A 19332-nucleotide genomic window follows, 5' to 3' on the forward strand; every position below is an offset into this window, starting at 1 on the left:
AGTCGGCCGATGCTTACGAGAGCAGATGTCTGTTCTTTGCCTTGTGCTTGCACGGGTCTAAGACTACGTCGGACCGGTGACCCATTCGGTGGGGAATCCCCACCGAATGCTTGACGATCAACGGGTCAACACGTGCGCGTCGGTGATCGTGGTCCACAGGTAACTAGTCCTTCCTGGCCAAAGACCATCCCGGAAATGGGCCTAACGGGGGCTGTCGGCCTGCACGTCCCCTTGCATACGTTCTTGCATGCGGCAACTAATTAGGAGGCCTGACGCCCGCGCCCGTCGGCCGAGGAGACGACTGACCACCTAAGGGGAGTGGGGTCGAATGTGGATCACGGATTGGACCTCCCGCGCCGCCTGTCGAAGTGCGGATCCTGACGCATTGTTTGTGCAGGGCGCCGCGCAGAACCGGGCGAAGCTGATCTGCCGCGGGTGCCCGGTCCGTACCGAGTGCCTCGCCGATGCGCTGGACAATCGCATCGAGTTTGGGGTCTGGGGCGGGATGACCGAGCGGGAACGACGCGCGCTGCTGCGGCGCCGGCCGGAGGTGACCTCGTGGAGGGAGCTTCTTGAGTCGGCGAAGGAGGAGTACGAACGAGCCCATGAGCTGATCGCGGGCTGACGTCCTCAAGCTTTGCCGTGATCTTGCAGGGCGAGCCTGTACGTCGCAGGGCGAGCCTGTGCAATGCAGAGCGAACTCTGTGAGATCACGGCAGAGGTGGGGTCGGGCCTGTCCTAGCACCCGGCCGGATGCGGATTCCGCTGAGTCCGGCCGCTTAAGCCGAAGCCTCCGTACGTTCCGGCCGACCGGTACCGAGCTGTTCTCCGATCGTCCGGAGTCCGTCCAGGTCGTGGACGTCCTCGGCCATGGCCGAGACCTCGGTCACGGGAACCGAGGGGTGCGTCGAGGTGAAGTGTTCCTGTTCCCGGCGCTCGCGGGCGGCGAGTTGCATTCTGTCCGAGTGCAGCCGGAGTACGGCCGCAGTGAGCGGGTGCTCGCCACGGGCTTCCAGTTCTTCGGCCGCGGCCGCGCTTCGGGCTGCGGAGAGTGTCGTGATCTGTGAACGGTGCACCCGGTTGACCACCAGGCCGACCAGCGGCATCCGCTCCTCGGCAAGGCGTTCCACGAAGTAGGACGCCTCCCGGATGGCGTCGCGCTCCGGGATGGCGACGACGAGGAAGGCCGTCCCGGACGCCTGGAGTAGCTGATAGGTCTGTTCGGCGCGCTGCCGGAATCCGCCGAAGACGGCGTCCAGCGCGGAGACGAACGTCTGGATGTCCTTGAGCACGCTGGCGCCGAGCACCTTGGTCAATGCGCCCGCGACCATGCCGAATCCGGCGTTGAGCAGCTTGAACGCGCTTCTGCCGCCGGCTTTGGCCGGGGCCGTCAGGATCCGGATCAGCCGCCCGTCCAGGAATCGCCCAAGCCGTTCGGGGGCGTCGAGGAAGTCGAGGGCGGATCGGGACGGGGGGGTGTCGACGATGATGAGATCCCACTCGCCGGAGTGCCTGAGCTGACCGAGCTTCTCCATGGCCATGTATTCCTGCGTGCCGGAGAAGCTGGACGATAAAGACTGATAAAACGGATTAGTCAAGATCTGCTGAGCGCGTTCGGGGTCCGCGTGCGCTTCGATGATCTCATCGAAGGTCCGCTTCATATCCAGCATCATCGCGTGCAGTTCCCCGCTGCCCCGGGTGCCCTTGACCCGGCGAGGGGTGTTGTCGAGTTCGGTCAACCCCATCGATTGCGCGAGTCGCTTGGCCGGATCGACGGTGAGCACCACGACCGATCGCCCGCGTTCGGCGGCACGCAGCCCAAGCGCCGCCGCAGTCGTGGTCTTGCCGACCCCGCCCGAGCCGCAGCAGACGATGATTCTGGTGGCGGGGTCGTCGATCAGCGCGTCGACGTCGAGCGGAGGGGGATTCCTCATGCTGCTCCTTGGGCTCGCAGACATTCCGCCAACTCGTAGAGTCCGGCCAAGTCGACTCCGTCGGCGAGGAGTGGAAGCTCATAGCGCGGGACCTTGGTCCGGGCGAGCGCACGTCGTTCGCGGTGCTCAAGATGACTCCGCCGCGCATGCTCGGTCACCTCGGCGGCGAGGGCGGACGCGATGGTCTCCGCCTGGGATTCGCCTTCGGCCAAGCCGGCCGCCTTGAGCCCGAGAACGAGGTCGTTCGGGTCGAGCCGACCTTTGGCGGCCGTGTCGAGCGCGGCTTTGGGCACCACCTGGGGCCGCACCATGTTAATGAAGATCCCGCCATGGGGCAGACCCTGGGCCTGCAGCTCGGCGAGCCCGTCGATGGTCTCCTGGACCGGCATCTCCTCAAGAAGTGTGATGAAATGCACAGCCGTCTCCGGGGATGCGAGGACACCGCGGACGAGATCGGCATGGTGCTTGATCGGTCCGACCCGGGCGAGCCCGGCGACCTCCTGGGTCACGTTGAGGAACCTGCTGATACGGCCGGTCGGCGGGGCGTCGAGCACCACCGCGTCGTAGATTCGTCTCCCGTTCGCGTCTTTGCGCCGTACCGCTTCGCTGGTCTTTCCGGTGACCAGGACGTCACGGAGTCCCGGCGCGATCGTGGTCGCGAAGTCGACCACTCCGATCTTGGTCAGGGCCCGGCCGGCGCGGCGCATGCCGTAGAACATCTCAAGGTAGTCGAGCATGGCTTCTTCGGGGTCGATCGCCAGCGCGTAGACGTCTCCGTTCGGCTTCCCCTCGTCGCCGAGCGCTATGGCGATCTTGCGTTCGCCGTACGGCAGCGGCGGCCGGTCGAAGAGCTGGGCGATTCCCTGACGTCCCTCCACCTCGACGAGGAGGACCTTACGACCGCCCGAGGCGAGGGCCAATGCCAGTGCCGCGGCCACCGTCGTCTTGCCGGTGCCGCCCTTGCCTGTGACGACGTGTAGTCGGACGCCGTCCCAGTCCGTATCGCGAGCGCTCACGGTTCGAAGGCTACCTTCCGGTTACCTGACGCGAGCCCGGGGATGCCTCGTCGGTTCGCTCCCCCGGGTCGGAGGCCGGCCGGGGTACCCGTTGTGAGGGACCCTGCCCTCGTGGCCGGGTTGCGCGGTTTAGAGTGCCACCATGAAGCGGTACGAATATGTGACGGTGCCACTACTCGTCCATGCGACGAAGCAGATCCTGGACAACTGGGGGCAGGACGGCTGGGAGCTGGTTCAGGTCGTGCCCGGCCCGAATCCCGAGCAGCTTGTCGCCTATCTGAAGCGGGAGAAGGAATGAGCGACACATCTCCCGAGAAGCGCGTGGCCGAGCTGGGCCTGACCCTGCCTGAGGTGGCCGCCCCGCTCGCGGCCTACGTCCCCGCGGTGCGGACCGGGTCGTATGTCTACACCTCCGGCCAGCTTCCCACGGTCGACGGGAAGTTGCTCGCCGCCGGCAAGGTGGGGGCGGAGGTCGACGTCGAGCAGGCGAAGGAACTCGCCCGGACCTGTGCATTGAACGCGCTGGCGGCGGTGAAGTCGGTGATCGGCGATCTTTCGTCGGTCGTGCGCGTGGTGAAGGTGGTCGGCTTCGTGGCGAGCGCTCCGGACTTCACCGGTCAGCCGCAGGTCGTCAACGGGGCGAGCGAGCTGCTGGGAGCCGTCTTCGGCGACGTGGGCAAGCACGCGCGGAGCGCGGTCGGCGTCGCCTCGCTCCCGATCGACGCTCCGGTCGAGATCGAGGTCATCGTCGAGGTGGCCGACGCGTCGTAGTGGAACTCTCCGGCGATCACCCCACCTACCGTCAGGACGGTAGGTGGGGTGATTGTGGAGGTACGGCCGGAAGGCGGCTACGGCCTGGGGCGCCCGCCGCGCGTGGCGTGCCGTAGGACACCATGGTCGAGCGATGCCCGGAACCAGCGGAGGTGGCCATGTCCAGCGTTGTCCTGCCCAAGGAGCTCGAAGGTCGAGCGCGGGACCTGCTGGCCGGCCGGTTGGTGCCCGCCCCGGCGCGGGACGCGGCCACGGTCGTCTTGATCCGGGACGCATCCGAGGGCGGGATCGAGGTTTACCTGCTCCGTCGCAAGCCCACGATGGCCTTCGCCGCGGGGGCGTACGTTTTCCCCGGCGGGTCGGTCGATCCCCGGGACGCCGACCACGGCCTGGCCTGGGCCGGGCCCGACCCGGCGGAGTGGGCGCGGGTCTTTCTGGCGGAGGAGTCGACGGCGCGCGGCCTGGTCTGCGCGGCCGTCCGGGAGACCTTCGAGGAGTCGGGTGTCCTGCTCGCCGGTTCGGCGGAGGCGGAGGTCGTCGGTGACACCACGGGGGAGGACTGGGAACGGGACCGCGAGGCGTTGATCGATCGATCGTTGGCCTTCAGCGATCTCCTGGAGCGGCGTGGGCTGGTGCTGCGCTCCGATCTCATGCGGCCGTGGGCACACTGGATCACCCCCGAGATCGAGTCGAAGCGCTTCGACACGCGGTTCTTCGTCGCCGCCCTCCCACCCGGGCAGCGGACTCGGTACGTCAGTGGGGAAGCCGATCGTGTCACCTGGTTGAGCCCGACGGCCGCCGTAGAAAGTGCGAAAAATGGTGAAATGTTCCTCATGGTGCCTACTTTCACCACGCTGATTGAGCTCTCGGCCTATCAGAGCGTCGAAGCGGTCCTCGCGCAGCAGCGGCACATGGTCCCGCTCATGCCGACGGTCGAGGAGGTCGCGGGAGAGCTCCGCTTCGTCCTTCCGGAAAACACCTATGCGCTGCACGGCAGGGTGTTGTGAAGCCGGCTGAGGGCCTGGACGGCTCCGGTACGCCGCATGCGACCTGCGTGCTGGCCCCGAATCCCTCGCCGCTGACCCTGGACGGGACGAACAGCTGGATTCTCGCCGAACCCGGTGCGCAGGCCGTACTGGTCGTCGATCCGGGTCCGGATCACGAAGGCCATCTTCAGCGGATCATGGACCGGGTCGGGGAGCGACGGGTCGAGGCGATCCTGCTGACCCACGGGCACAGTGACCACTCGGGCGGGGCGAGGCGGTTCGCCGAGCTGGCCGATGCCCCCGTACGCGCGCTGGATCCACGCCACCGTCACGGCGGGGAGGGGCTCGCCGACGGCGATGTCGTCGCCGTCGGCGACTTCGAGGTGCGGGTCATCGGCACACCCGGGCACACATTCGATTCACTGTGCCTGTGGTTGCCCGCCGACGCGTCCCTGCTCACCGGAGACACGATCCTTGGGCGCGGGACCACGTTCATCGCTCCCGAGGGCAATCTGACGGACTACCTGGTCTCGCTGGATCTGCTGCGGGGGGTGGCCCAGGAGGTCGGGGCCCTGCTGCCCGGTCACGGTCCGATGCTCCACGAGCCGGTGGAGGTGATCGAGGGCTATCGTCGGCATCGGAGGGAACGCCTCGACCAGGTGAGAGAAGCGGTGGCCCAGGGGGCCACGACCCCGGCGGAGATCGTCGCCGTCGTCTACGCCGAGGTCGACCGGGCCCTGTGGCCCGCGGCGGAGATGTCGGTCCAGGCGCAGCTGGACTACCTGGACCGGTTGTAGAGGCGGTCCACGTCCAGGATGACCACGGCCTTGGCCTCGATACGGAGCCAGCCTCGCTGGGCGAAGTCGGCCAAGGCCTTGTTCACCGTCTCGCGGGACGCGCCCACCAGCTGGGCGAGCTCCTCCTGAGTCAAGTCGTGGTGGACGCGCGTGCCGTCGTCGACCCGTGTTCCGAAGCGGTTCGCCAGGTCGAGGAGAGCCTTGGCGACACGGCCGGGTACGTCGGTGAAGACAAGGTCCGCCATCACGTCGTTGGCGCGGCGCAGCCGCTGGGCCAGCGCCCGAAGCAGATGCAGCGCGACCTCGGGGCGCCCGCTGAGCCAGGGACGCAGGTCGTCGTGGCCAAGGCCGGCCAGGGTCACATCGGTGAGCGCGATCGCGCTGGCCGTACGCGGCCGAGGGTCGAAGAGGGACAGCTCTCCGAACATCTCACCGGGGCCGAGCACACTGAGCAGGTTCTCGCGGCCGTCCGACGCGGTGCGGATGAGCTTGATTTTACCGTCAAGCACCACGTAAAGCCGGTCGCCGCTCTCGTTCTCGTGAAAGAGTGTTCTGCCCTTGTTGAGTTGAAGCACGGTGACACCGGCTCGCAGGGCCGCCGCGCTCTCCCTGTCGAGGGCCGCGAACAGAGGGGCCTTACTCAACACATCGTCGCTGTCCACCGCTGCCTCCTCGCACACTTACGTCACCAGTGTGACGCACCCCACCTTAGAGGTCACACATAGGCTGTCCCAGTGACCCGCAAAGCCCATGAGGAATCGCATCTCGCCTTGGTGCGTCGAGCCCGCCGAATGAATCGCATCCTGGCTGAGACCTACCCTGACGCCCACTGCGAGCTGGATTTCGCCAACCCCTTGGAGTTGCTGGTCGCCACAATCCTCTCCGCGCAGTGTACGGACAAAAGGGTCAACATGGTTACTCCGGCACTCTTTGCGAAATATCGGACAGCTGAGGAGTTTGCCGCGGCGGACCGGACCGAGCTGGAGGAGATGATCCGGTCCACCGGCTTCTTCCGGGCGAAGGCGAACAGCATCCTGGGCATGGCCCAGCGGATCTGCGACCACTACGGTGGAGAGGTACCGCACACGCTCAAGGAGCTGGTGACCCTCCCAGGGGTGGGCAGGAAGACGGCGAACGTCGTTCTCGGCAACGCCTTCGGTGTTCCCGGTATCACGGTGGACACGCACTTTGGGCGCCTGACCAGGCGATTTGGCTGGACCAAAGAGCTGGATCCCGTCAAAGTCGAACACGCTATCGCCAAACTCATTCCGAAAGCGGAGTGGACCATGCTGTCCCATCGGCTCATCTGGCACGGTCGGCGGATCTGCCAGGCTCGACGACCGGCGTGCGGGGTATGCCCGCTGGCCGCGCTCTGCCCCGCCTACGGGGAAGGGCCGACCGACGAGGCGACCGCCATCAAGCTGGTCAAGAGCGGACCGTTCTCATGAGCGGCGTCCCCTCCTGGCTCACTGAGCTGGCCACCCATGCCGTACGGCAGCCCGTCCCCGCGGTCGCGCGATTGCCGGAAGGGGGCGGCGGGCGGCGGGCGGCGATCCTCATCCTGATGGGTGAAGGGCTGGACGGCCCCGATGTGCTGCTCATTCAGCGGAGCTCGGCGATGCGGAAGCACGCCGGGCAGCCGGCGTTCCCCGGCGGGGCGGTCGACCCCACCGACGACGGTCCCGTGGGCGCCGCGCTCCGGGAGGCGATGGAGGAGACCGGCCTCGATCCCGAGGGCGTGACGGTCGTCGAGACCCTCCCCGAGCTCTACCTCACCCGGAGCGACTATCGGGTCACCCCCGTGCTCGGCTGGTGGCGTGATCCCTGTGAGGTGTACGCGGCCAACCCCGCCGAGGTCGAATCCGTGGAGCGGATCGGCGTCGCCGAGCTGGTGGATCCCGCCAACAGGCTGACCCTGAGGGTGACCAACCGGTACTCGGGACCGGCTTTCCGGGTCCGTGGACTTCTGGTCTGGGGATTCACCGCGGGGATCCTCGATCGGCTGCTCGCGGCGGGCGGCTGGGAACGGCCGTGGGATCGGTCCCGGGTGGAGGACCTGCCGCGCGATCTTTTGGAGATCGCCTCGCGAAGCTAGGGCGATCCACCCCGATCATGTCGAATCGATGTCACAATCTCTTCCCTAAGGTTCCGGTAAGAGAAGGTACGCACGCTACGCGTCGCTGCCGGATACGGTGAATGCGTGTACCTTGATCTGATCCTCCTCGCCCTTGTGGTGTTGTTCGCCATTTCCGGGTACCGGCAGGGATTCATCATCGGGGTGCTGAGTCTTGTCGGGTTCGTCGGCGGTGGGCTCCTCGGGGTGACGATCGCGCCGCCGATCGCGGGGCTTCTCGTCACCGGTGAGACCGAGCAGGCGTTGGTGGCGATCGTCGTGGTGTTCCTCACCGCGACCATCGGGCAGTTCGCCTCATCGACGATCGGCGCCGTGGTCCGAAGCCATGTGACCTGGGACTCGGCTCGGGCGATCGACGCCATCGGCGGGACTCTGGCGAGTACGTTGTCGGTCCTGCTCATCGCCTGGCTGATGGCGAGCGCCCTGGTGCTCGCCCCCATCCAGATGATCCGGCAGCAGGTGACGAGCTCCCAGATGATCAAGGCGATCAACTCGGTCATGCCCCAAGGGATCAAAGACCTCCCCGCCGCCTTCAAGCAGTTCGTTGACAATTCCGCGTTTCCGCAGGTCTTCGACGCGTTGGGCGGCGGCCCCTTTGTGGAGGTTCCGGAGCCGGACCAGAGTGTGGTCCGAAGCCCTGAACTGCAGCGTGCCAGACGCGGCATCGTCAAGGTCGAGGGGACCGCCCCCGACTGCGGTAAGCGGATCGAAGGCACCGGCTTCGTCTACGCGCCCCAGCGCGTCATGACCAACGCACACGTCGTCGCGGGGGTGAAGGAGGAGCTCCAGGTGTCCAGCGGTGGGGTGAACAGCCGGACCTTCCCCGCCAAAGTCGTCCTGTTCAACCCTGAGCGGGACATCGCCATCCTGTGGGTTCCGGGGCTTCCGCTGCCCGCACTTCAGTTCGACGGAAGCGCCGAAAGCCGGGACACCGCCATCGTCGCAGGCTTCCCCCGCGGCCAGGGATGGAAGGTCGAAGCCGCCCGCATCCGGGCCAAGCACACGGCGATCGGCCCGAACATCTACCAACGCGGCAAGAACAACCGTGAGGTCTACGCCATTCGCGGGCTGGTCCAGCCGGGGAACTCGGGCGGACCCCTCCTCTCACCCACCGGCAAGGTGTACGGCGTGGTCTTCGCGGCAGCCAAAGATCACCCTGAGACGGGCTACGCACTCACCGCCGCCGAGGTCCAGCCGGACGCTCAGGCCGGGAGCAACGCCACCCGGGCCGTCTCAACAAAGACGTGCGACTAGTTCGATTCGCAGGTCGGCGGGGATCTCCCCACCCTCAAGCCGGTCGATGAGCTCCCGCGCACGCCGTACCAGCCTCGGCACGTCGACACCGTACGGCTCACGCGAGGACTCCACCCGCAGCGAACCCCGTCGCAGCAGCGCGGCGGCGCCTTTGAGGTTCCCCCGCTGAATGTGGGTGAGCCCCACCGCGAGCTGCGCCAGACCCTGCCAAAGCTCTCGTTCGGCGTCGGGAGCGCACTTCCATCTCGCCTCGAGGACCTCGTGGGCGTGGAACGGTCGTCCGGCGTCGATCAGCCGCTGCGCCTCGGCCAGAGCCTCCTCGGGTCCGGGGGTGTAGTCGTCGGGCGTCGTCGGCACACCGGCGGAGCCCCGGGGCAACGGCCGCCCGAAGGCGTCCCGCGGCCTGGCGCTACGGGCTCGCCCCGAGGCGTCGCGATCCCTCATCGATCGGGCTCGGGGTCGGCGAGCCAGCCGAGAAGCTCGGCGTCGAAGAGCGCGGGCCGTTCCTCATGCGGATAATGTCCGGTGCCTTCGAGGAGTCGCCAGCGGTACGGTGCCGCGACGTACCGGCCCGAGCCCTGAGCGGTCCGGGGAAGCATGCAGGAGTCCCGGGCCCCGTGCAGCTGCAGGGTCGGCACCTGCACCTCGGCCCGCATCCGCCTGGCATAGCGCATCCCGTCGGGCCGGAGCGACGAGCGGGCGAACCAGCGGTGGTACTCCAGCGAGCAGTGGGCGACATTGGAGATCTGAAACGCGTCCCGGTAGCGCCTGGCGGTTTCCGCGTCCGGCCAGTCGGAGCCGGACCACTCCCGCATCAGCTGCTCCACCCGGGCCGCGTCCTCGGCGACAAGACGCCGCTCCGGCAGGATGGGGAGCTGGAATCCCAGCGCGTGGACGCTGTGGCGCAGCTGCCCGAAAGGGTCGGTGAGCAAAGACGCACGCAGCCGGAGCGGATGAGGAGCGGATACGGCGACCAGCCGCTGAACCACCTTGGGGTCGAACGCCGCCATCGTCCAGGCGAGCAGGCCACCCCAGTCGTGGCCCACCACGATCGCACCCGACTCGCCGAGCGCGCGGATGAGCCCGGCGGCGTCACCCGCGAGTGTGATGAGGTCGTAGCCGCGGGGCGGTTTGTCGCTGGCGCCGTACCCGCGCAGGTCGACGGCGACGGCACGATAGCCCGCCGCGGGCAGCGAGACCAGCTGATGTCGCCACGCCCACCAGAATTCCGGGAATCCGTGCAGGAAGAGTACGAGCGGACCCTCGCCGGCCTCCACGACGTGGAAACGGGTTCCTCCCGCGTGGACGGTGCGGTGCGTCCACGGACCGTCGAGCTGGACGACGGACTCATCCCTTGGCGGCATCGGCGTCTCCGGGATGGGCCAGGTGCTTCAGGGTGCGGGTGGTTCGCTTCATCCCGGCGAGACCCTTCAGTCGGCGGACCCCAAGAAGTGCGAGCAGCCCGGCGATGAGGAGGTAGAGCAAGGTCACGGCCAGAAACGCCGCCCACTGCCACATGCCGAGCGCCACCAGGCCGAATGCGAGCGCGAACGAACCGAGAATGAGGCACAGGTGCGCGGTGAAGGCCGCCCCCGCGAACAGTCCGGCGGCGGTTCCGACGCGTTTGACGTCGAATTTCAGTTCCGCTTTGGCCAACTCGATCTCGGATCGCACCAGTGTTGAGATGCTCTTGCTCGCGTCAGCCACGAGCTCGCCCAACGAGGCTTCCTGCTCAAGCCTGGTCTCCGGCATGTCGATCTCTCCAATCCGGGTTCTCTCACCCACCATTCTGCTCCCCTATCCGCTTGCGTACCCGAATACGGAGGAGTGCCGCTGCGAACACCGACGCGATGAGGCTCCCGGCGAGGACGGCGGTTGTGACGAGTTCGGCCTGCGGGGTGCCGCCGAAAGCCTTCTCGCCGATCAGCAGCGAGACCGTGAAACCGATTCCCGCCAGGACGGAGACCGCGGCGATGTCGTGCCAGTTGAGCTCATCGCTGAGCTTGGCGAAGCCAAGTTTGACGGAGAGCCACGCTCCGGTGAACACGCCGAGGAACTTCCCGATGACGAGACCGACGACCACGGCGAGGGCGACTCGATCGGTGAACACGTCCTTCAGCGAATCGCCGCTCAGCGAGACGCCCGCGGCGAAGAAGGCGAAGACGGGCACCGCGAAGCCGGCGGAGATCGGCCGTACGGCGTGGTCCCAGCGCTCACACGGTGAGAACTCCTCTCCCGGGTCCGTCTTGGTCCGAGTGAGCAGTCCGCACATGACTCCGGCGACCGTTGCGTGGACCCCACTCTGGTGGATGAGGACCCAGGCGGCTACCCCTAAAACAATATAGATAAAGACTGATTTTACCCGCTTGTGCTGCAAATATCCGAATAGGGCAAGTATTAGGGCTGCGGCGAGCAGGGGCAGGAAACTCAGTGATTTCGTGTAGAAAATAGCGATCACTGCTATCGCGCCCAAATCATCGACCACGGCGAGGGTCAGGAGAAACGCGCGCAACGCGACCGGCAGGGCGGACGCCGTCACGGCGAGCACGGCGAGGGCGAAGGCGATGTCCGTCGCCATCGGGATCGCCCATCCCGGTTCCGCGCCGGGGACGTTCCAGCTCACCGCCACATACAACAATGCCGGTACCACCATGCCGGCCACTGCGGCGACGATGGGGAGGATCGCGTCGCGCAGGTTGGAGAGCTCGCCGTTGACGAACTCCTCTTTGACCTCCAGGCCCGCCACGAAGAAGAAGATCGCCAAGAGGCCGTCCGAGGCCCAGGCGAGCAGGGTCAGGTCGAGGTGGAGGGCGCTGGGGCCGACGGTGACCTGCCGGAGCTCCGTATAGGACGCCGCCCACGGTGAGTTGGCCCAGATGAGCGCGATCGCGGTGGCCGCCAGCATGATCACGCCACCGATGGTCTCGGCACGGAGCTCTTCGGCGAGTTGGCGCGCATATCGAACAGTCGGTCGGATGGGCCAGATCGCAGCAGCTCGGCGCATGGACTTCCTCCGGTAGCGCGGGCGGGACGGTCCCCCCGGTTCGGCCGACCAGACTTCCCGGCACACCTCCCGGTTAGATTACCGGAATCCGTTTCGTCACCTTCTGTTGGGTCTTTCGGATAATTTCCCGACAGGAACGAAGAGGGGGCCGCGAGCACGCGGTCCCCTCTTCACGATATCGGCGTCAGTCCTCGCTCTTGGCCGTCGGCAACTGCGCGGCGATAAGCTGCATGACCGAGCTGTCGGTCAATGTGCTGACATCGCCGAGCGATCGGTTGTCCGCGATATCACGGAGCAGCCGGCGCATGATCTTCCCGGAGCGCGTCTTCGGCAGCTCCGCGACGACGTGGATCTGCCGGGGCTTGGCGATCGGGCCGAGTGTCTTGGCCACGTGATCGCGGAGCTCCTTGACCAGTTCGTCGCCGCCCTCCACGTCTCCGCGCAGGATCGTGAACGCGACGATGGCCTGACCCGTGACCGGATCGAGCGCGCCGACCACGGCCGCCTCGGCGACCTTGGGGTGGGAGACCAGCGCGGATTCCACCTCGGTCGTCGAGATGTTGTGGCCCGAGACGAGCATGACGTCGTCGACCCGGCCGAGCAGCCACAGGTCGCCGTCCTCATCGCGCTTGGCCCCGTCGCCGGGGAAGTACATCCCCTCGAAACGGGACCAGTAGGTGTCCTTGTAGCGCTCGTCGTCGCCCCAGATCGTGCGGAGCATCGACGGCCACGGCTCCCGGATGACGAGAAACCCGCCCCCGCCGTTCGGCACGGAGACCGCCTGATCGTCCACCACGTCGGCGGTGATCCCCGGGAGCGGGCGCATCGCGGCACCGGGCTTGCCTTCGGCGACCCCGGGCAGCGGGCTGATCATGATGGAGCCGGTCTCGGTCTGCCACCAGGTGTCCACGACCGGGCAGCGATCGCCGCCGATGTGCTCGCGGTACCAGACATAGGCCTCGGGGTTGATCGGCTCGCCGACGCTTCCCAGGATCCGCAGCGACGAGAGGTCGAACTGCGCGGGGATGTCCTGGCCCCACTTCATGAAGGTCCGGATCGCCGTGGGCGCGGTGTAGAAGATCGTTACACCGTACTTCTGGATGACCTCCCACCAGCGCCCGCGGTGGGGGCTGTCGGGGGTCCCTTCGTACATGACCGAGGTCGCGCCGTTGGCCAGCGGCCCGTACACGATGTAGGAGTGCCCGGTGACCCAGCCGATGTCGGCGGAGCACCAGTAGACGTCGGTGTCCGGCTTGAGGTCGAAGACGGCGTTGTGCGTCCACGCCACCTGGGTGAGGTATCCGCCCGTGGTGTGCAGGATGCCCTTGGGCTTGGCCGTGGTACCGGAGGTGTAGAGGATGAAGAGCGGGTCCTCGGCGTCGTGCGGCTCGGGCTTGTGCACCTCGCTCTGCCGGTCCACGATCTCGTGCCACCATACGTCCCGGTCGTGGGTGTCCACCTCCTGGCCGGTACGGCGGACCACGAGCACCTTCTCGATGCTCGGGCAGTCGACGACCGCCTCGTCGACGGTGGGTTTGAGGGCGTTCGGCGCGCCCCGCCGATAGCCGCCGTCGGCGGTGATGACCAGCTTCGCCGTACCGTCGTTGATCCGGCCGCGGAGCGCGTCGGCGGAGAAACCGCCGAAGACGACTGAGTGAATCGCCCCGATACGTGCGCAGGCGAGCATGGCGATGGGCAGCTCGGGGATCATCGGCATGTAGATGGCGACGCGATCGCCCTTGCCGACGCCGAGCTCGGTGAGGGCATTCGCCGCCTTGGAGACCTCGGTCAGCAGGTCACCGTAGGTGATCTCGCGGGTGTCCCCGGGCTCGCCCTCCCAGTAGTAGGCGATCTTGTCACCGCGTCCGGCCTCGACATGGCGGTCCACACAGTTGTAGGCCACGTTCAGCTTGCCGCCGATGAACCACTTCGCGAAGGGGGGATTCCACTCCAGTGTGGTGTCCCAGCGCTGCGTCCAGTCCAGCCGATCCGCCGCACGTTCCCAGAACCCGAGGCGGTCGGTGGCTGCTTCGTCATACGCGTCGGCCTTCACGTTGGCGTCCGCGGCGAGTTCCGCCGGGGGTGGGAATCGCCGGGTCTCGTGAAGCAAGTTCGACAGCGTCTCCTGAGGACTATCCGAGGCCACTACGTAACTCCTTCTGACTGGCAAGGTTGGCTCCAACTTCACCAGGCATCATGCCCTGGGGACAAGTGCCCGAGATAGGCGGTGTGCCCGCTGTCTCGACTGGCGAGAAAACCGACGAAACGGACCGGTCGGCGGGGGCGGCCCGGTGTCGGCGCTAGAGTGCGATGACGTGAACGATGAGCGCGATATCCAGGTGGCCGACGGGCCACGGGGAGACAACGACCCACTCGCGAGAGTGGCCGAACTGCCCGGTGTCCGGGAGTCGGTCGAGGAGGCACGCGCCGCGGTCGACAGGATGTACCGTCATCGTATCCTGCGGCGTCGAGGTCCCGAGGTCTCCGCCGAGTCCGCGCTGCGCGGGGCCCGTGCGTCGGCGGCGCTTGAGGGCGCCGAGTTCCCCTTGGAACAGGTGCGTTCCGGGAGCGTCGGCGATCCGATCGTGCAGGGCGCGCTCCGGGCCTCCGCGGAGGTGGGGCGGGCCGGCTCGACCTGGCGTACGGCTCCGCGCCAGGTCCTGGCCCGGCTGCACAGTCTCGCGGCGGCCGGTTCGGCGCCCGACGATTGCCTCGGCCGTCCGCGGAGTACGGCCTCGGTCGCGGATCCTTGGGGCGTCGGTCCCGCGCCGTCTCCCCCGGAGGTGTCGGTACGGCTGGACGCCCTCGCCGATCTGCTCTCCGGGTCCACGAAGACCCCGGCGTTGCTCCTGGCCGCCGTGGTCCACGCCGAGCTCGTGGTGCTCCGGCCGTTTGGTACGGCTGACGCGATGGTGGCCCGGGCCGCGGAGCGACTCACGCTGGTGGAGCGTGGGCTCGACCCCAAATCACTTGTTGCGGTCGAAGTCGGACATTTAGCACTTAGGGCGACTTATTCTGACGCGCTCGTCGGCTATCTCAGTGGGACGGCGTCGGGGCTTTCACTCTGGGTGCGTCACTGTGCCGATGCTGTGATTGTTGGGGCCCGAGAGACGCTCGCGATCTGTGAGGCGCTCCAGCGTGGCTAATTCGTTATGAAAGCCGGTAAACCAAAAAGGAGCGGCGTCCCTGGACTGGGACGCCGCTGCCCGTACGTCGGGCCGGGTTACCAAGCGTGCACCTAAATCCGTCGGATCGGGTCAAGCCCGTCTCGACGCGCCTCCCGCGGCTGGTCGCACGTGGGTGCCCGGCTGCCGTACACGGACACATGGTCCGTGTCACCTTTCTACGATGAATTCGCCCAGTTGGGAAGCCCTAAAGTAAAGAGCTTTGCCAAGAGGTGAGTTGAAGATGAACCGAGCCGCTCGGGCGGGGCGACGCTCGGGGAATCGGCGCGGCCCTCGATCAGTCAAGGGCACTTGACTCGTTCTTGATCACGCAGCGTGATCGATAGCGATTCGGTGTGAGTGTGCGCTCAGCCCACTTTCTCGGGCCTTGGAGCGTTCTTGGGTAAGCCATGCAGGTCAGTAAGGTGAAAAAAACTAGCGAAAAACGCAGATTGCAGCTCGACGAAACTCACATCGATCGGGCAGCATACGGGGGTATCTCCGTACACTGAAGTAAGTAGTCAGGGAAGTTAGTTGGCAAGTCCCTTGCCATGCCCTGGTGTACTGATGAAAGCTTTCTTCTGAAACGGGACCGGCTCTACCCCCCCGGAGCCGGACCGGTCGGCGACCCCCGCTCTCCCCCCCGGCGGGGGTCGCCCCTATATCCAAGGAAGATCTGTCGAGGCGTCGGTCAAATCACCTCCGGCGGCGGTGTCCCGTCGGACGATGGCGGAACCGGACGGGGAGCACTTGAGCGCGATACGAACCGGTCCGTTCCGGCCTGGTCCGACAGCGTCGTACGCCGCCGATGGGAATGGGCCGACCAACGCGCAACGGCTCTGCTTGTGTCGTCGAGGCGGCAACCGCGCCTACTCAAATCCCACCATGGGCCCGAGGTCCATTCTCTGAGACGGCCGGGGAAGTTGGCGGGATCTTGTCGTGTCGGGCTTGTGGGTCAGGTTCGGATGGGATTGGGGACTACGGGAAGGCTGCGGCGGGGGAGACCCGCACAGGTGTGGAGACTCCCGGAAGGACCGGCAAGGGTGTGGTCCTCGGTCGGTGCGGCCTCCAGTCGCGTTTGATCCGCTCTGTGCAAGAAAGGCGTCGCTGGGTGGTGGGATAGTCACCGCAGGTGGGCTTTCCGGTAGTGATGGGAAATCGATGATGCTTGGTCCCGGTATCGGGCAAGATCTCCCCATGCGACTGACTCGCAACCGCTCCGCACTGCTCTTCATCGGGGCCGTCGGACTCGGCTCGCTCCTGACGCTCGTCGAGGCAAGCATTCCCGGCCTGTCCTACTGGGTCTTGGCGTTGGCGGTGTACTGGCTGGCGCTCGTCATCGCCTGGGCATGGACGTTCCGCCCTGATTCGGGGCGGCGGACGCCGGCGCGCTGGATGTTCGTCCCGCTCGCATTGGTGCTGGGTACCGGGCTGCTGGTCACGGTCGATGCGCCACTCCATGCGCGCTTCGCCCTGTCGGAGCCGAGCCTGGAGCGCTATGCCCGGTCGGTACGCAGCGACTACGTCAGCGAGCGGTGGTGGGGCCTGTATCGGGTGGACCACGTGGAGAAGATCCCCGAAGGAGCGAGGTTCATGGTCACCTCGCTCACGATGGACTGGAAAAGCTATGGCTTCGCCTACAGCCCGGATCGGGCACCGGACCCGGAAGGGGGAAGCTATGAACACTTCAAGGGCCCGTGGTACATCTGGACCGACGGACCCTGAGCCCCGGGACGCATGACCTCCCGGTTCCACGTCAGTACATATCGCCGGAAAACGAAAGCGGCGGAGAGACCGACATGGTCTTGGACGCCATCAAAAATGCGCTCAAGAGAGTGGGCCCGGCTACCCGCTCGACTTCACCAACAAGGTTCTGGACTTCGATGCTGACCCGCTTAGCGACAAGGGGCTGACCAAGCTCCTGGACCACATCGACGGCCGAAACCACTGAAAGGGCACAAGCCGATGACCCCCGACAGCCGAGGCAACCGCCGACGACCGCCCCCGCCCCAACGAACGACCCGCAGCCTCGAAGTACCACGCGGTGTTCTGGCTCGGGCGGGTGGCCCGCAACCCCCGCAGTAACTGTCGGCGGTGCCCAATACACCTCGTTCGGCCCTGGGAGTGTGGATCGGCGTAGGGATGGTGCCCCTTGGGCTCCGTGGCGTGAGTAGAAGGGAGCTGCACGTGCCGCACAGGCGCCACCGTGAGGTCGTCGACATAGCCGCAGGTCAAAAATGGTGTCGCAATTTCTGGGTCATCAGCCGGCGAAAATCGGCGAGGGTCTGGCCCGGGTCCTCCACCCCTATAGCGACACCGTTACGTCATAGTGCGCCTGGTGTCCGTTGTGCAGGCCAGCGCCCCGGATTTGAACCCGCGTCCCTAGACTCCCAGTCTGGTGCGCTGCCAAGCCGCGGCCGTCGACCTCATGCCGCCAGCTCTGGGTCGTCGACTAGCTAGGCCAGGGCCCGGCCCCCTGGTTTCTCAGGCCTTGGATGCAGTCGAGCGCCAAGGGGCCGGGGACAGTAGCCGCGTCGGACCCGGTCACATCGCAGCATCGAACCCCTACCACGGGCTGGACCTGCGCCGCTGCTTCGCGTGCATGACTCGGGCCTGGGCGGTGCCGAGGCGCCGACACGCCTCGTTTCGGCGGCGGAGCTGTTCGGCCATGTGCGGCGCACCGAGCCGGTCCCACGCCGCCAGCCACTTCGCCATGTTCGGCTCCGGCACGCCGCATATGTCGACGATGACCTCCACTGTCTCGCGGTGCAGACTGCGCCTCCCGCCCAGCTGGGCTCCCACGGTGGACGGTCGCAGGCTCCCGCCACGCTTGTTATCCTCATCGACCAGAGCGCGCTGCGAAAGGCTCTTGCTGGCCAACAGACCACGCAGTCCCCGCAGCAGGTCGGGGTAGTCCTGGAAGTTTGGCGGGGCGCCGTTGCTCTCCTGGATGCGCTGCGCGCCCACGGCGTTGGCTGCAGCGTGCCATCGGCGCACGGCTTCCACCACATCGCAGTCTAGTTTCTGCGCCATGGTGATCACCACGGCGAACGGAGGCAGGAAGCGCTTCGACAGCACCCGCGATACCCTGCTCTGTGGGAGGTTAGCCATCTTCCCCAGCACCTCCTGCGTCCAGCCCTGCTGCTCCCACCGCTTCCTCAGCGGTGTGATCAGTGCGGCCACCCTCTCCTTGGCCTCGCTGTCCCTGTCGACGTCGATCATGATCCACTTCATCGGCGGCTGACTTTCCTGATTCGCTGCGGGTCCGGATGACCTGCGGTGATGGCAGGAGCATGTGGTCGTCGGCCTGCGATGTCCAGCCGTAGATGATCCGCTATGCACCGCTGACTACGAACAACTGTTTCGCTCGACTCGCGGTCGGGTGTCGGCGCAGCTCGGCACCGGGGTACCGGCGGCTCACCGCCCTCTTCATGATCGTTTATACTTCTCCCATTTCTGGAGCCCCCCGCGACCGACCTTCTCTCCGCCCCTATCGTCTCGGCCGCCGCCTTCGCCGTGACCGCCGACGCCGATTGGTCTACTCGGCCGCCGATTTCGTCGTGAGCGAGGTCACGAGGAAGGCCATAGTGGCGGGCATACCCGCGTCGACCCGGCGCGCGTACACCGCCGACTGGACTGCTTTCGAGGGTTGGTGCGTCGAGCACGACCGCGTCCTGCTCCCGGCGACGCCCGAGACCATTGCTGGGTACGTCGCGCACCTGACGAACACCCCCTCGGGGACGGGTCGTCCACTGTCCCCGTCCAGCATCGAGCGGGCCTTGGCCGCCATCCGCACGGTCCACCGCACGGCCAACGCGACACCGCCGGAGACCAAGGCCGCCCGGAAGGTGCTTGACGGTACCAGGAGCGCCTGGCCCTGGCCATGGACCCGGCCACCGTTACCCGCAAGGCTGACCCCGTCGTGCCGGACGCCCTGCGTGCGATGCTGGGCACGCTCGACCGCTCGACTTTCGCGGGAAGAGGGACGCCGCCGCCCTGCTGCTTGGCTACTCCTGCGAGGCACGTGTCTCGGAGCTGATGGCCTTGGACATCGCCGACGTCCGCGAGACGCTGGAGGGCCTCCGGTGACCATCTACCGGCGCAAGATCAAGAAGTTCACCGACGTTGCCGTGCCGTACGTTCATTGCCGACCTCGGCCGCCTCCCAGACGCCCGGATGCTGGACCAGATCCTTAGAGAGTCGGAGCACATCCCCCAGGGGTCCGGCGGTCCTATCGCATGACGTCAGCAGGGATGGGCGCCCGGAGTGGCA

At 66.8% G+C, this 19332-nt stretch carries 20 protein-coding genes; 11 read left to right on the plus strand and 9 right to left on the minus strand.

Going from position 1 to position 19332, the window contains the following annotated elements; all coding sequences use genetic code 11:
- The first annotated feature begins 328 nt into the window (after positions 1-328).
- Positions 329-625, plus strand: coding sequence for a WhiB family transcriptional regulator (locus tag RUR_RS36215; protein ID WP_283139744.1), 297 nt, complete (start codon positions 329-331; stop codon positions 623-625).
- Between the two features lie 154 nt (positions 626-779).
- Here RUR_RS36215 and bagB read toward each other — a convergent pair whose 3' ends face one another.
- Together bagB and bagA are read right to left on the minus strand one after the other, a co-directional pair.
- On the minus strand, positions 780-1934 hold the full coding sequence (gene bagB, locus RUR_RS36220) for an ATPase BagB (protein WP_283139745.1): 1155 nt from the start codon (positions 1932-1934) through the stop codon (positions 780-782).
- Complete coding sequence (gene bagA, locus RUR_RS36225) at positions 1931-2950, minus strand: ATPase BagA (RefSeq protein ID WP_283139746.1); 1020 nt, start codon at positions 2948-2950, stop codon at positions 1931-1933. The genes bagB and bagA overlap by 4 nt, the downstream gene beginning before the upstream one ends.
- 142 nt (positions 2951-3092) lie before the next feature.
- Here bagA and sp36 point away from each other — a divergent pair, with 142 nt between their 5' ends.
- The 4 genes from sp36 to RUR_RS36245 all read left to right on the plus strand — a co-directional run bounded on the left by sp36 (position 3093) and on the right by RUR_RS36245 (position 5504).
- Positions 3093-3248: a Sp36 family protein gene (gene sp36 / locus RUR_RS36230; protein ID WP_283139747.1), complete on the plus strand. Its 156-nt coding sequence runs from the start codon at positions 3093-3095 to the stop codon at positions 3246-3248.
- On the plus strand, positions 3245-3721 hold the full coding sequence (locus RUR_RS36235) for a RidA family protein (RefSeq protein ID WP_283139748.1): 477 nt from the start codon (positions 3245-3247) through the stop codon (positions 3719-3721). The genes sp36 and RUR_RS36235 overlap by 4 nt, the downstream gene beginning before the upstream one ends.
- 158 nt (positions 3722-3879) lie before the next feature.
- Positions 3880-4728: an NUDIX hydrolase gene (locus RUR_RS36240; RefSeq protein WP_283139749.1), complete on the plus strand. Its 849-nt coding sequence runs from the start codon at positions 3880-3882 to the stop codon at positions 4726-4728.
- The gene (locus RUR_RS36245; protein ID WP_283139750.1) at positions 4725-5504 is read left to right on the plus strand and encodes an MBL fold metallo-hydrolase; all 780 of its coding nucleotides are present in this window, start codon (positions 4725-4727) and stop codon (positions 5502-5504) included. The genes RUR_RS36240 and RUR_RS36245 overlap by 4 nt, the downstream gene beginning before the upstream one ends.
- On the opposite strand, the gene RUR_RS36250 is transcribed toward RUR_RS36245, so the two are convergent.
- Positions 5486-6166: a Crp/Fnr family transcriptional regulator gene (locus RUR_RS36250; RefSeq protein WP_283139751.1), complete on the minus strand. Its 681-nt coding sequence runs from the start codon at positions 6164-6166 to the stop codon at positions 5486-5488. The two genes, RUR_RS36245 and RUR_RS36250, sit on opposite strands and share 19 nt — an antisense overlap.
- 72 nt (positions 6167-6238) lie before the next feature.
- Here RUR_RS36250 and nth point away from each other — a divergent pair, with 72 nt between their 5' ends.
- The 3 genes from nth to RUR_RS36265 all read left to right on the plus strand — a co-directional run bounded on the left by nth (position 6239) and on the right by RUR_RS36265 (position 8892).
- The gene (nth, locus tag RUR_RS36255) at positions 6239-6952 is read left to right on the plus strand and encodes an endonuclease III (RefSeq protein WP_283139752.1); all 714 of its coding nucleotides are present in this window, start codon (positions 6239-6241) and stop codon (positions 6950-6952) included.
- Complete coding sequence (locus RUR_RS36260) at positions 6949-7599, plus strand: NUDIX hydrolase (protein WP_283139753.1); 651 nt, start codon at positions 6949-6951, stop codon at positions 7597-7599. The genes nth and RUR_RS36260 overlap by 4 nt, the downstream gene beginning before the upstream one ends.
- 105 nt (positions 7600-7704) lie before the next feature.
- On the plus strand, positions 7705-8892 hold the full coding sequence (locus RUR_RS36265; protein ID WP_283139754.1) for a MarP family serine protease: 1188 nt from the start codon (positions 7705-7707) through the stop codon (positions 8890-8892).
- Here the strand turns inward: RUR_RS36265 and RUR_RS36270 are convergent.
- The 5 genes from RUR_RS36270 to acs form a co-directional block, all read right to left on the minus strand.
- Positions 8872-9249 (minus strand): DUF309 domain-containing protein, encoded by a 378-nt coding sequence (locus RUR_RS36270; RefSeq protein ID WP_346349096.1) that lies wholly within the window; start codon positions 9247-9249, stop codon positions 8872-8874. The two genes, RUR_RS36265 and RUR_RS36270, sit on opposite strands and share 21 nt — an antisense overlap.
- Before the next feature lie 83 nt (positions 9250-9332).
- Complete coding sequence (locus RUR_RS36275; RefSeq protein WP_283139756.1) at positions 9333-10256, minus strand: alpha/beta fold hydrolase; 924 nt, start codon at positions 10254-10256, stop codon at positions 9333-9335.
- Positions 10240-10644 (minus strand): phage holin family protein, encoded by a 405-nt coding sequence (locus RUR_RS36280; RefSeq protein WP_283139757.1) that lies wholly within the window; start codon positions 10642-10644, stop codon positions 10240-10242. The genes RUR_RS36275 and RUR_RS36280 overlap by 17 nt, the downstream gene beginning before the upstream one ends.
- A 25-nt stretch (positions 10645-10669) precedes the next feature.
- A complete protein-coding gene (gene nhaA, locus RUR_RS36285) occupies positions 10670-11896 on the minus strand; it encodes a Na+/H+ antiporter NhaA (protein WP_283139758.1) in 1227 nt (408 codons plus the stop codon).
- Positions 11897-12080: 184 nt separating this feature from the next.
- Positions 12081-14006 (minus strand): acetate--CoA ligase, encoded by a 1926-nt coding sequence (acs, locus tag RUR_RS36290; protein WP_428847048.1) that lies wholly within the window; start codon positions 14004-14006, stop codon positions 12081-12083.
- A 205-nt stretch (positions 14007-14211) separates the two neighbouring features.
- On the opposite strand from acs, the gene RUR_RS36295 reads away from it, so the two are divergent.
- Both RUR_RS36295 and RUR_RS36300 read left to right on the plus strand, forming a co-directional pair.
- Complete coding sequence (locus RUR_RS36295; protein WP_283139760.1) at positions 14212-15042, plus strand: Fic family protein; 831 nt, start codon at positions 14212-14214, stop codon at positions 15040-15042.
- A gap of 1215 nt (positions 15043-16257) precedes the next feature.
- Positions 16258-16785 (plus strand): hypothetical protein, encoded by a 528-nt coding sequence (locus RUR_RS36300; protein WP_283139761.1) that lies wholly within the window; start codon positions 16258-16260, stop codon positions 16783-16785.
- An 840-nt stretch (positions 16786-17625) separates the two neighbouring features.
- Here the strand turns inward: RUR_RS36300 and RUR_RS36305 are convergent.
- Positions 17626-18171, minus strand: a complete 546-nt coding sequence (locus RUR_RS36305; protein ID WP_428847063.1) for a hypothetical protein — start codon at positions 18169-18171, stop codon at positions 17626-17628.
- Between RUR_RS36305 and RUR_RS36310 the strand changes: the two genes are divergently transcribed.
- Positions 18092-18304, plus strand: coding sequence for a hypothetical protein (locus RUR_RS36310; protein ID WP_283139763.1), 213 nt, complete (start codon positions 18092-18094; stop codon positions 18302-18304). The genes RUR_RS36305 and RUR_RS36310 overlap by 80 nt on opposite strands.
- Positions 18305-19332 lie beyond the last annotated feature (1028 nt).

It is taken from the genome of Rhizohabitans arisaemae, assembly GCF_025996515.1.
GTDB lineage: Bacteria > Actinomycetota > Actinomycetes > Streptosporangiales > Streptosporangiaceae > Rhizohabitans > Rhizohabitans arisaemae.

Excerpts from the sequence above, each read along its gene's own strand:
- RUR_RS36275 (WP_283139756.1), bottom strand. The coding sequence starts at position 10,256 with ATGCCGCCAAGGGATGAGTCCGTCGTCCAGCTCGACGGTCCGTGGACG.
- nhaA (WP_283139758.1), bottom strand. The coding sequence starts at position 11,896 with ATGCGCCGAGCTGCTGCGATCTGGCCCATCCGACCGACTGTTCGATAT.
- RUR_RS36240 (WP_283139749.1), top strand. The coding sequence starts at position 3,880 with ATGTCCAGCGTTGTCCTGCCCAAGGAGCTCGAAGGTCGAGCGCGGGAC.
- sp36 (WP_283139747.1), top strand. The coding sequence starts at position 3,093 with ATGAAGCGGTACGAATATGTGACGGTGCCACTACTCGTCCATGCGACG.
- RUR_RS36260 (WP_283139753.1), top strand. The coding sequence starts at position 6,949 with ATGAGCGGCGTCCCCTCCTGGCTCACTGAGCTGGCCACCCATGCCGTA.
- RUR_RS36235 (WP_283139748.1), top strand. The coding sequence starts at position 3,245 with ATGAGCGACACATCTCCCGAGAAGCGCGTGGCCGAGCTGGGCCTGACC.
- RUR_RS36300 (WP_283139761.1), top strand. The coding sequence starts at position 16,258 with ATGCGACTGACTCGCAACCGCTCCGCACTGCTCTTCATCGGGGCCGTC.
- bagB (WP_283139745.1), bottom strand. The coding sequence starts at position 1,934 with ATGAGGAATCCCCCTCCGCTCGACGTCGACGCGCTGATCGACGACCCC.
- RUR_RS36305 (WP_428847063.1), bottom strand. The coding sequence starts at position 18,171 with ATGGCTAACCTCCCACAGAGCAGGGTATCGCGGGTGCTGTCGAAGCGC.
- RUR_RS36215 (WP_283139744.1), top strand. The coding sequence starts at position 329 with ATGTGGATCACGGATTGGACCTCCCGCGCCGCCTGTCGAAGTGCGGAT.
- RUR_RS36310 (WP_283139763.1), top strand. The coding sequence starts at position 18,092 with ATGGTGATCACCACGGCGAACGGAGGCAGGAAGCGCTTCGACAGCACC.
- RUR_RS36280 (WP_283139757.1), bottom strand. The coding sequence starts at position 10,644 with ATGCCGGAGACCAGGCTTGAGCAGGAAGCCTCGTTGGGCGAGCTCGTG.